7 protein-coding genes and 1 pseudogene are annotated in these 12,240 nt (G+C 35.4%); 2 read left to right on the forward strand and 6 right to left on the reverse strand.

The window, feature by feature from the left end; all coding sequences use genetic code 11:
- Window positions 1-124: 124 nt before the first annotated feature.
- Window positions 125-2,383 carry an acyl-CoA dehydrogenase gene (locus tag JO950_RS18945; protein WP_202704044.1) on the reverse strand — a complete coding sequence of 753 codons (2,259 nt, stop codon included), beginning with the start codon at window positions 2,381-2,383 and terminating at the stop codon, window positions 125-127.
- Between the two features lie 836 nt (window positions 2,384-3,219).
- Entirely contained in the window at window positions 3,220-4,137 is a 918-nt protein-coding gene (locus tag JO950_RS18950) for an EamA family transporter (protein WP_202704045.1), read from the reverse strand.
- A 105-nt stretch (window positions 4,138-4,242) separates the two neighbouring features.
- On the opposite strand from JO950_RS18950, the gene JO950_RS18955 reads away from it, so the two are divergent.
- A complete protein-coding gene (locus JO950_RS18955; protein ID WP_202704046.1) occupies window positions 4,243-5,661 on the forward strand; it encodes a PLP-dependent aminotransferase family protein in 1,419 nt (472 codons plus the stop codon).
- A gap of 361 nt (window positions 5,662-6,022) precedes the next feature.
- Here JO950_RS18955 and JO950_RS18960 read toward each other — a convergent pair whose 3' ends face one another.
- From JO950_RS18960 to JO950_RS18975, 4 genes are all read right to left on the reverse strand, one after another.
- Window positions 6,023-6,970 carry a bestrophin family protein gene (locus JO950_RS18960; protein WP_202704047.1) on the reverse strand — a complete coding sequence of 316 codons (948 nt, stop codon included), beginning with the start codon at window positions 6,968-6,970 and terminating at the stop codon, window positions 6,023-6,025.
- A gap of 48 nt (window positions 6,971-7,018) precedes the next feature.
- The gene (locus JO950_RS18965; RefSeq protein ID WP_202704048.1) at window positions 7,019-7,741 is read right to left on the reverse strand and encodes a hypothetical protein; all 723 of its coding nucleotides are present in this window, start codon (window positions 7,739-7,741) and stop codon (window positions 7,019-7,021) included.
- A 77-nt stretch (window positions 7,742-7,818) separates the two neighbouring features.
- Window positions 7,819-9,222, reverse strand: coding sequence for a HAMP domain-containing sensor histidine kinase (locus JO950_RS18970; protein ID WP_017497069.1), 1,404 nt, complete (start codon window positions 9,220-9,222; stop codon window positions 7,819-7,821).
- A 1-nt stretch (window position 9,223) separates the two neighbouring features.
- Complete coding sequence (locus JO950_RS18975; RefSeq protein ID WP_017497070.1) at window positions 9,224-9,898, reverse strand: response regulator transcription factor; 675 nt, start codon at window positions 9,896-9,898, stop codon at window positions 9,224-9,226.
- Window positions 9,899-10,891: 993 nt separating this feature from the next.
- Between JO950_RS18975 and JO950_RS18980 the strand changes: the two are divergent.
- Window positions 10,892-11,725: pseudogene (locus JO950_RS18980) on the forward strand (IS3 family transposase); the annotation flags it as partial.
- Between the last annotated feature and the right edge of the window lie 515 nt (window positions 11,726-12,240).

Consider the following 12,240-nt stretch of genomic DNA (forward strand, 5'->3'; position numbering starts at 1 on the left):
CTCTTCACTCTTCACTCTTCACTCTTCACTCTTCACTCTTCACTCTTCACTCTTCACTCTTAACTCTTCACTCTTTACTCTTTACTCTTTACTCTTTACTCTTTACTCTTTACTCTTTACTCTACTAAACCGCAATTGGTGCAGACAGACAGCTCTCCGGAATATCAAAAGCATTCACCAGAGCGACCGCGTCAGGTCGGATATCCCAACAAAGTTGATTGACTATTTTACGAATTGCTTTCGTTTTGATAGCTTCCATATAACCATCCTCAAGATACCAGGCTTTATTTTTTTCTAATTGTGAAAGCGCATACAACTGATTGAGTTTCGTTAGAATTTCTTTTGTCTTACTATCTTCTACGGATTTAATTGCGAGTTGAAATTGCTCCAGCACCACTCTCTCCAGATAAGCCTGAGCCACGTCGATCATTTGGTGCTGCACGACATTAAAAGCGTCGTAAGGTTCTAAACCTCCATCAACCAGTTTTTTGATGCGTCGTGCTGCCGAAGCTAAAATTGTTTTCTCTCTGTGAACAAATGCCTGTAAATGAAAATCCCCATCCAACAAATGTTCGTCATCCGTTTTTCTGGTGGCTATTGGGTTTTTCTCGGTAAGTGCCGTTTTTGCATTTTCATACACATAATTGATAATCCCTAACGAGCCCATTTCTCCGAAAGTTTTTCTGAATTCTGAGAGTCGGTTTTTCGCTACCAACTGCATTAAAACAGTATTATCACCTTCAAAAGTGGTATAAATTTCGGTGTCATTTTTTAAAGCATCGATTCGGTTCTCAGATAAATACCCCTTTCCACCACAGGCTTCGCGGCATTCCTGAAGGATATCTCTTGTACTCCAGGTCGAATAGGATTTCATTCCTGCGGCCAGTGCTTCAATTTCCTGCATTTCAGCTTCAGTTCTGTTTAAAAAGCGATTGGTAAGGTACTGCAGCGCAAAATGCACAGCATATGTTTTTGCTAATGGCGGAATCAATCGACGCTGGTGCATTCTATAGTTCAAAATCGGAACTTCTGATCCGCCTTCAGGTCCAAACTGTCGACGCTGATCGCTGTATCGAATGGCAATGGTCAATCCGGATTTGGCTGCCGCCAACGCTGAACGGGGAATCCCAATGCGACCGCCTACCAAAGTCCCCAACATGGTAAAAAAACGCCTGTTGTCACTCGGAATCGGGCTTTCAAATTCCCCTTTGTCATTTACAGAGGCAAAACGATCGAGCATGTTTTCCTTCGGAATCACTACCTGATCGAAACTGATAGTTCCATTATCAACTCCGTTCAAACCCATCTTATGTCCGCAATCTCCAATCGTAACTCCTTTTAGTACAGTTCCGTTGGTATCTCTTAATGGGACAACAAATGCATTTACGCCATAATCGTGATCGTCTATAATTAGTTTTGCAAAAACGGTTGCCATCTGACCGTGAATGGCCGCATTTCCGATATATTCTTTTTGAGCATTTTTATTTGGGGTATGAATGATAAAAGTCTGATCCGCATGATTATAAGTTGCTGTCGTTTCCAGCCCTTTTACATTAGAACCATGATGTGTTTCGGTCATCGCAAAACAACCCGGAATTTTTAGTGTTCCAATGTCTCTTAAATATTTGGCATAATGTTTTTCTGTTCCTAACGATTGAACACTCATGCCCCAAAGTCCAAACTGAACGCCAAATTTGATTACCAAACTCAGGTCATGATAACTTAAGGTTTCCATAATCGCAAAATAATCGGCTATGTTTTCTCCTCCTCCATATTGTTTTGGGTAGGCCATATTGCCGAGATTCTCTGCTGCGAGCAGCTTACACCAATTGTAAACCGTCTGGCGATACACCTTAATATCTGTGGAAGTTTCGTATGCAAATTCAGGTCTTGAAATAATTGCTTTTACTCTATTGATTATCCCGGCTTCTTTACCATTTAAAAGAGCTGTAATTTTTTGAACATCAAACTTGCTGTTAGTCTGAGAGTTTGATGTAAAGGAATTCGCTTTTGTTTTAAAATTCTGAAGCGCTTCTTCCCCTAAAATTCCCAGATCATTTTCCAGTTGGACAAAATTTGATTTTAAGGTCGAAATGTCCAGATCCTTTTCTGAAAGTGCCACGGCAATATCAAAAATCGATCTAATATCTTCTTTATTTTCAATGCTTTTCTCTATATCCAATTTCCATTGCGTCAGTTCATTTCGCCCCGGCGGATTTGAAATATCAACTCTGGAAAGCAATTGTTGTTTTTCTTCGGGCGAAAGCCAGGTAAGGTCATTGATAAATTTCTGAATGGTAACAAACTCTTTCTGAGTCAGTAAATCATCAGACCACACTAAATAAAACAACGGAATAAAGGCCTGGAGTTTGGTGTTTTTCATAGGAATATTGGTTTTTAGGTGTCGAAACATCGATTTTTAGCGAATTATGCCGCTTAGATCTTTTTTATGTGTTTACCCTTTATGTGATCTAAAAAAGTAAAAATGAAAATACTCATTCCTGCTTACATACCTTGTTAAGATTGTGGTAATTTTAGCTTCGTTCCGGAAAATAACCATACAAAATACGAGAATTGTTTTTCTTTGGAATTAGGCTTTTGCCCTTTCAGGGCGTAAACGATCATTTCTAATTATTCATAGTGCTTCGCACTATGCTATGGCTAAAGCTCTTTCAGAGCACGGATTTTCAAATATTCACTCCCTAAAGGTTAATCAATTCACATTTGAGTATAAGTGTCCTCGATGAATAAAAAAACTGAAGACTTAATAACTTCAGCATAATACAACGTACTATGATCTAAATTAAGAAAGAGCACAAATATCTCAAATGAGTAAAAGGGCTGAAAGCCCAATAAGACTTGCGTAGTGCAACGCATTATGATCTAAACGAAACAAAAAGTATAAGTATCCGAAATAGATAAGAAGACTCAAAGGCCCAATAATACTGACATAGTGCAACGGACTACGAACTGAATTAAGAAAAAATATAAGTGTCTGAAATAAATAGTAAGAGGGCTGAAGGCCCAAGCACAAGCATAGTGCAACGCGCTATGAAGCATAGAAATGATCGTTTACGCCCTGAAAGGGCAAAAGCAAACAAAGAAGCGTACACATTCTAAAAAAAAACAGGAATGAAAAATATTCATTCCTGTTTACACATCCGATAAGATTCTGATACTTTAGATTTTAAACCAATAAAAAACATAAAGTATTTCAAATTACTTGAGAACCTTTGGATATTGCGTTATTTTTTGCCTAATGGCAAAAATATGATGTGAATTAAAAACCAATACAGCCAGAAAAACAATGCTATAAGCCACAATTTGTATGGATCCTATTGGCTCATGATACCAAAAGAGAGCCAATAGAAACGCAATCATTGGATTGATATTTAAAAGCATACCTACCGTCGAAGAATTGATTCCGGAAAGTGCATATAAATTGAGAAACAACGGGAATATGGTAAACAGAATCGCGATAGTTTCGATACAGAAATAAAATTTAAACTCTGTTGGAATCGGTCCGCTGTAAGCCGGGTAAAAGGGTAATAAAAATAAGGCTGCCAATGTGATATGAAAGGTGAGCACAATAAATTTATCGAATCCTTTGTTGATCCTTTGACTTACTAAATACGAAGCATAAGTAGAACCAATGACTATACTAAAAACCATATCCATAATATTGGCATAGGATAAAAGCAAACAACCGGAAACACTTAGCCCTACAGCTATCCATTGAGTTTTGCTTAATTTCTCATTCAAAATAAAGTGTGCCAGTAGGGTGGTCAAAATTGGACATACTAAGTAGGCCAAAGAAGTTGCTTTTACACTAACATGATTCATTACATAAATAAAAGTAAACCAGTTGGCCATTAAAAAAACACTTCCTCCAATATTCAACAAAAGTGATCTGCGTCTCTCCAAGGCTGGTAATGCTTTAAAGGTAGCGATGGTTTCTTTGATTCTTTTTCTTTTAAAAGTAAAGACAATCAGTAACATGAGAATACTGCAGCTGAAAACACGATAGAATAAAATATCTAAAGAAGGATACTCGTGAATGGGCTTTAATGCCAAGCTAAAAAATCCCCAGATGATGAAACAGATAATGGCCGCTACATAATATTTTGTTGTTTTCACAAGTTATTCTTTTTAGGTTCGTTATTGAATAAAACAAATTTCTAAAAAATAAAACAGCAATACAGATACAGTTTTTGTAAATTGCACCATAACAGTTTCTTTTTTATGAAAAATTCCAACTACTTGTATCTGCAGTTTGCAGACCGAATTGAAAAACAAATAAAATCGGGTGTTTTAAATGTAGGCGATAAGCTGCCCTCTATACGTGAAGTCTGTGCCGAAACGGGTTACAGCATGAGCACCGTAAGCAAAGCCTATTATGAAATTGAAAGCAGGTCTCTTATAGAATCCAGACCTCAATCCGGTTATTATGTGACTAACATTTCGGCCAGAAATATTCCTGAACCTTCACCCAGCAGTCCTGTTTTAAAATGCGTGAACATTGACCGGGAAGATTTAATTGATCAGGTTTACAAAAACATGACCGATCCGAGTATTACGATGCTTTCTATGGGGTTTCCCTCTAACGAATTGCTACCTATTGCCAAATTAAATAAGGGAATGATTCAGGCCATGCGTCAGCTTCCTAATAGTGGCACAAGTTACGAACAGGTACAGGGGAATCTTAATCTACGGAAGGAAATTGCAAGATGGTCCTTTACCTGGGGAGGTTCTTTAACAGAAAGAGACATTATCACCATGCCAGGCTGTACGAGTGCCATATCACATTGTTTAATGACACTAACGAAACCGGGAGATACTATTATTACCGAAAGTCCTGCTTATTTTGGCATCCTGCAGTTGGCCAAATCTTTGGGTTTGTATATCATGGAACTGCCTACCAATATGACCACTGGAATAGAACTGGATGCCCTAAAAAAAGCGCTTTCTACTAAAAAAATAAAACTCTGTTTGCTGATGAGCAACTTCAGTAATCCTTCTGGAAGTATGATGCCTGTTGAACATAAAAAGGAAGTGGTGCGATTAATGGAATTTTACAACGTTCCATTAATTGAAGACGATATTCATGGTGATTTGTACTTTGGCTCGAGTCGTCCAACCAATTGTAAAACCTATGATGAAAGTGGCATTGTACTTTGCTGCAGTTCGGTTTCAAAAACTTTGGCACCGGGGTATCGTGTGGGCTGGGTTTCTCCGGGGAAATTCAAAAAAGAGATTTTGCGCAACAAAATCTATCATACCCTCTCTACTCCTACCATCACGCATCAGGTAGTTGGCGACTTTCTGAAAAATGGCCGCTATGAAAATCATCTTCGAAAAATACGACAGATATTGAATCACAACTGTACGAACTATATCAATACGGTTTTAGAGTCATTTCCGAAAGGAACCAAGGTAAGTCAGCCACAAGGAGGTTTTTTTCTTTGGATTGAACTTGATAAGAATATAGATACGGCTGCTTTTTATCCATTAGCGATGCAGCATAAAATTAGTTTTGCTCCGGGAAGAATCTTTACTTTTCAAAATCAATTCTCAAATTGCATGCGATTGAGTTTTGGACTTCCGTGGACTAATGAATTAAGATCCTCTATTCAAACTCTGGGAAAATTGATTGATCAGTAGAACTAAGTGACAGTTTACAGTAACAGTTTGCAGTCGCATTTCACATTTTACACCTATGTTTTTCCCGCAGATCTCGCAGATTATGCAGATTTTTTTAATCTGTGGCGATTGTTTCAACACATAATATAGATACTGTATCTATAGAAAAGGCGTCTCACTTTTCAAAGTTTGCAGTCGTAGTTTATAGTCGCAGTTATCAACTCACATCTCACATCTCACATCTCACATCTCACATCTCACATCTCACATCTATTTTTTTCTTATACCCAACGTGTTAAAACACATAAAAAAAAACTGGACAGCCGCATTAACAAAGCGTTGTCCAGTTAACAAATTGAGAAACCAAAATCAATTCACATAATTATAAAACAAAATAAGCGTTGTTTTCCGCTTTTTTTAAATCGGGTTTAAGATCGAATTCTTTGATGATGTCAAACTCACTTTGATACTCGTTTAACATTTGCATCAGATTCTTTTCGATAGTATTCGAAATTGCCGTTACAGGTGTATCTGTAGGTCTGTTTTCGAATGGATCCTGTAAATGGATTGCCATTTTTTCAATTAAGAAGAACGTTCCTCCGATAATTGTAATTAACGGAACGGCAAACCAGCTCAATAAACTGATCAGTCCAAAAGGCAATAACAAAATAAACAAACACAGCGTCATTCTGATGTACATGCTGTAAGTGGTTGGAAAAATGGTATTTTTAATACGCTCGCATTTTCCCATTGCATCACATAATCTTGACAAAGTATTGTCTATTTCAACCTGTTGATAAGGATTTAATCGTTTATCCTTTTTGGCAATTCTAAGATCTCTACCATGAAGCAATAATATCGCATTTGGAATATTCTGATGGTTTTTGACAAAATTCAGTTCCTCTTCACTAATCAAATCTTTGATCGGCTTTATCGCATCTTTATTACGCAGCGCCTGTCCTAAGCTATAACACCATGCAATTTGTCTTTTGGTGAAGTTCTCCTTAAACTCGTTTGCTTCAACAGAAAACCCCGGATCTTTATAAAAAGTGAGCATTTGTCTCACCAAAGTTCGGGATTCATTTACAATTGATCCCCAAATAATGCGTGCTTCCCACCATCTGTCGTAAGCCTGATTGGATTTAAAAGCCAGTAATAAGGATATAATTGTACCTACCATGGTAGGAATTGCGATTGGTATTTCGATCGCTACATTGATAAAATAATGATGAAAAATTTCAAATAAAATGGTGTAAGTCATTACAAGTGCCAATTCCACCTTAATTTTCCCGAGAACGTACCTCATTGGAATTCTTTTCTTTAATAACATATCTTTCCGTTTAAATTAAACTTGTATTCTTTTCGAAGAAATGAGGTTTTACGCCAATTCTTCATAGAGCGAAAGCACCGGTAGACCCGTTTTATCGTTTATGCTCTCTTTTTTATTTTTCTTGAATTGTATCTTCTCTCCTTTGCGGGTTTCCACTAACAAATCGATATCGTATTTTGAAATCGCTTCTGATAAGTAAGGAGCAAAATTTTCGTAGTTGTCTTCAAAACTGGAAGTCTGGCTTACAATTTCAAATGAAAAATTGTTGTTCAAAAATTGCTGAACATCTTTTACATGCATACTGGCACGACCGTTTTCGATATAAAGCGCTTTATTGAAGTCTTCTTTGTATTGCTCTGAACCTAAATGCAGAATTGGACACTTTTGATTTCCGGCTAATTGTACCAGGTATTGGTGAATTCGTTTTGTTTCCTGCTTATACGAATTGGTAAGAACTACCAGTTTTATAGCAAAAACATCAATAATACGTTTAAAAATCGGAGAAGAAAGTCCGTATTGATTGTGAACTTTTATTTTACAGTTGGGTGTGTGTTCAATAATGTATCGGCAAGTGTCCAGTACTTCTTCCTGACTTGCAGTAAGTCCTGTGCGCATTTCACGTAAAAAATTAGAGGATGAAAAAGCATCAGGAGTTTCTGATACCATCATAAGAATAATTTCGCAATCTGAATCTTTTGCCTGACCAATAGCTGATTTTACAGCACAAATTGTATCGTCTTTTAAAGTAGTAGGTATAAGGAAATTTTTCATAAGTATACTCTTTTAGTTTATACTTACAAAGTAACTCCCGTCAAATTAGAAGGGTCTTAATATGAAATTAGAATTTTCTAAGATTCAACATTAGAAGTCTTAATGTTGCTTTTCTTCGAACTTGTTTTATTAAAGACAATGGTTACGATGGTGCCTTTGTTTTGCTCTGACTGCACCTGAATCTCTCCGTCGTGCATGCGGATGATTTTGGAAGCCAATGGAAGCCCCAAACCGTATCCTATATATTTAGTTGCAATTTTACCTCTAAAGAAAGGTTCATACAAATGCGGAATGTCTTCCGGAGGGATCCCAATCCCGATATCGTTGATCGCCACCTTTATCCAGTCCTGATTGGCTGAAAGGGTAACAAAAACCTCATTGTTATCCGAGTATTTTACACCATTGGTAATAATGTTGTTAATCGCGAGTTCCAAAAGTGGCTTATTACAAGGTATCAAAAGTAAATTGGAGTCTTTAGGCGCAAAATTAAGTTTGATACTTACACGATTATCCGGATAAATCTTATCTAAATCCGACTTTACATCCATTAATACTTCGTCGATTCTGGCAATATCCAACACCTGTTTTTTACCGTCGTAACCTGTTTGTGTAAGTTTAAGCAAACTCTCTGTTAAGTTTCCTAATCGGGAAGCCTGGCTGTAAATATTTTCAAGGGACTGGATGTATTCCGGAACTTCCCTTTCTTTCAAAAGCATGATTTCAGACTCTGCAATGATTGTCGTTATAGGGGTTTTTAACTCGTGTGAAGCATTATTGATAAAATTGGCCTGTATTTCGAATGAGGTTTCCAAACGATCCAGCATATCGTTGAAAGTCTCTGTAAGATCTGAGATTTCATCTGAATTTTTGACTTCCGGCAAGCGATTGTGAAGGTTGGAAGCACTAATTCTATTTACTTCTTTAGTAATTCTTGCCACAGGATTAATGACTCTTTTGGCCAGGAAACGTCCCAAAAAGAAGGCCAAAAATATAAAACCTATACCTCCGAACAGCATGATTTTTAAAATATAGATTGTGGTGGTCGGTCCTTTTCGGTCACGAGCTCCAACAATTACAATGTATTTTTGATTATTCTCTGTAAAAACCTGTCCTAAATAATATTTGTTTTCTACCTCAAAATAGTCTTTTCCGGTTTTTAAAATATTGGTATAAAACTCATTCGGTAAATTCAGTTTTGTATTGTAATCAAAACTATTGGCACTGTTTATCTTTAGAACAAACTCTTCTTCTTCGATAAGTTCTTCCAGTCCGTTTTTTTTAAGATTACTGTAGTATTTTATTTTCTCAGGATCGTTCTGAAAATGAATGGATGCGACAATTTTAGCTCTGTCTTCAAGCCTTTTTAAGAAATGGTAACGATTATTTTCTCTGAATAGAACAAAAACAACAATACATAGAAGTAATGTACTAAAAGACGACAAGGCTACATAAGTGTATGTTATTTTTTTTCTTATATCCATTTTATGGCTGTATCACATAACCCAGACCTTTCATGGTATGGATGAGTTTGGTTTCAAAAGGTTTATCGATTTTTTTTCTTAAATAAGTAATGTATACATCGACAACATTGGTGTTCATATCAAAATTAATATCCCAGACATTATCTAAAATCTGATCGCGGGAAACGATGCGACCGCTATTTTTAGCCAGATAGTATAATAATTTAAATTCTTTTGCGGTCAGGATAATCGATTCTCCTTCTCTCTTTACTGTCTTTGCCCGGCCGTTTATTTCTAAGTCGCCAATGGTTATAGTATCTACTTTTTCGGTATCCTGATGAGCTCGTCGGTGCAGTGCATTGACTCTGGCATCAAGTTCTCCAAACTTAAAAGGTTTTACCAAATAATCGTCGGCCCCTGCATTAAGTCCGGTCACAATATTTTCTGACGTTCCAAGAGCGGTTAACAGTAACACCGGAACAAAATTCTTACTGGCGCGAAGTCTTCTGCAAATCTCAATTCCGTTAATATCCGGAAGCATTACATCCAAAACGACAACATCAAAATTATAATTGTGAATCATCTCCAGAGCAGTTCTGCCATCCAGAGCCACACTAACTTCATTATTGTTCTCGGCAAATCCTTTCCGTAAAATGGACAACAGATTTGGCTCGTCTTCGACTATAAGTAATTTCATCTTAGTTCAGGTATGAATAGCAAAAATAGGGATTGACTTTAAAAATATAAATCACACTCGTTATAAATTATGATTTAATTATGAACAACAGCCCCGTTTTCATAAAAAACGACTCCGAAGAATTTCTTTTTTATGTGAGTGTTTTTTGCGCGTTGTAATACTGGTTCTTTACATTAAAACTTTGTATTACCTCTAAGCCAGACAAGTACTTACTTAATCTTTTACTCTTTCTAAGTAAATCTAAGGGATTGAATTGTATCTCAGTGATTTCTTTTTTCCATCTTTGATTAAATTACCTTTTAAATAATAGGTATAATCATTATAACCGTTACTATTGTATTTATTCCCCTGCAGTTAGTTTGTGGTTTCTTCAGATTCTTTGGTTGGAGGTGGATAAAATGACACCTTTGATAAATTTTGTGTATTGGTTTTTCAAGACCAATTGTACTAATCCACACCAAAAAAAGTGAACATTCCCCAAAAAGTTAGACACTATTTGGGGCATTTTTTATGGAAAGAAAAGCAAAGTATGACTATGCATTTAGATTAGAATGTGTAGAATTGGTTTTAAAGAAGCACTATTCAGCTGGATACGTTTCAAAATTAAAGCAGACTGCAAGATGGAATATTCGTAAGTGGGTCAGTTTTTATAAAAACATATGGTGAAATTGGTTTATATCCACGAATTAATCAAAGCTATTCAGCAGAATTTAAGCTAATAGTACTCAAAAGCATAGAAAAGGATTCTCTTTCCTTGATTCAGGCAGGTATACGATTTAACATTCCCAATATTTCCATAATTTTATAATGGAAAAAAGATTTTGCTAATTTTGGACTAACAGGATTAAAACCAAAACAAAGAGGCAGACCCGTATCGATGAGTGACCATAAAGACAAAAAGCGTAAATCAGACAGCCCCCTTATAAGAGAGCAGGAACTGCTGAAAGAAAACGAAAGACTTCGCTGTGAGAATGAACTGCTAAAAAAGCTTCAAGCCTTAATTCAAGCCAGGAAAAATCCAAAGCCATAAACGAGCTAAGGCATAAATATGGTTTGGAATTACTTCTGAACCTAGCAGATATGGCACGCAGCAGTTTTTACTATCATCAAAAACAAAGTAAATCACCTGATAAATACAGAGAAACTAAAGAGCTGATTAAAGCCATTTATCAAAAGCATAAAGGGCGCTATGGCTACAGAGGGATAACCGATGAGCTGCAAAACAGAGGACTGCTTATCAATCATAAGACAGTTCTCAGATTAATGAATCTATTAGGGCTAAAAAGTATTATTAGAGCAAAAAAGTATAAATCTTATAAAGGTGATAATGGTAAAATAGCTCCAAATCAAAAATGGGCAACCGATATAACAAAGTTTAATGTAAGAGGAAACAAATTATATTTATCACCAATAATTGACTTGTTTAATCAGGAAATAATCAGCTATGAAGTTACAGAACGACCAGTGTTTAATCAAGTAGTAATCATGCTGAAAAAAGCCTTTAGAAAAATCCCAAACAATACAAATTTGATACTTCATTCTGACCAAGGCTGGCAATACCAAATGAAACATTACCAAGACTTATTAGAACAAAAAAAAATCAAACAAAGCATGTCAAGAAAAGGAAACTGTCTCGATAATGCAATTATTGAAAACTTCTTTGGAATATTAAAATCTGAAATGTTTTATACCCAAAAATTCAAATCAATAGAGCAATTAAAAAAAGAAATTAATAGATACATAATCTATTACAATAACGAAAGAATTAAATCAAATTTAAACAAAATGAGCCCAATACAATATCGAGCTCATTATTATCAAACTTAATTATAAATTTGTCTAAACTTTTGGGTTCAGTTATATATATATATGGAGTGGCTTTAATTTATTTCTCAATTAGTTCAGATTATAAATCTAATTTATTTGAATTATCTAATCGTCTAGCTAAAAAAGACAAAATAGTCAATGAAAAAAGCAACGAAAAAGGATAGAACAACAAAATATAATTCTCATCATGTACCATGGTTGTCAATATTGATAGTAACATTGATTTTTGAGCAAACAATAAAGAAATTAAATCCATTAGTACAAATATTATGACCAATTTGAAGACAAAATTAGAACTTATTAAATTTGAAAACAAAGACAAAATAAAATACATTAAAAAAGAGAATGTGTATATCAAAATACTGCCAAAAAAGTTAAAGAAAAATAATTCCCAATCATTATTTTTAGGTATTATTAAAAATAAGAGACAATTAAAACAGTTAAAAATTATCAGTGTGATAAGATACCATTTCGTACTAAATTTTATTTTTTCTTTATATTCCATCTAATTAAAT

This window comes from Flavobacterium sp. UGB4466, from assembly GCF_903469665.1.
In the GTDB taxonomy this organism is placed as follows: Bacteria; Bacteroidota; Bacteroidia; order Flavobacteriales; family Flavobacteriaceae; genus Flavobacterium; species Flavobacterium lipolyticum.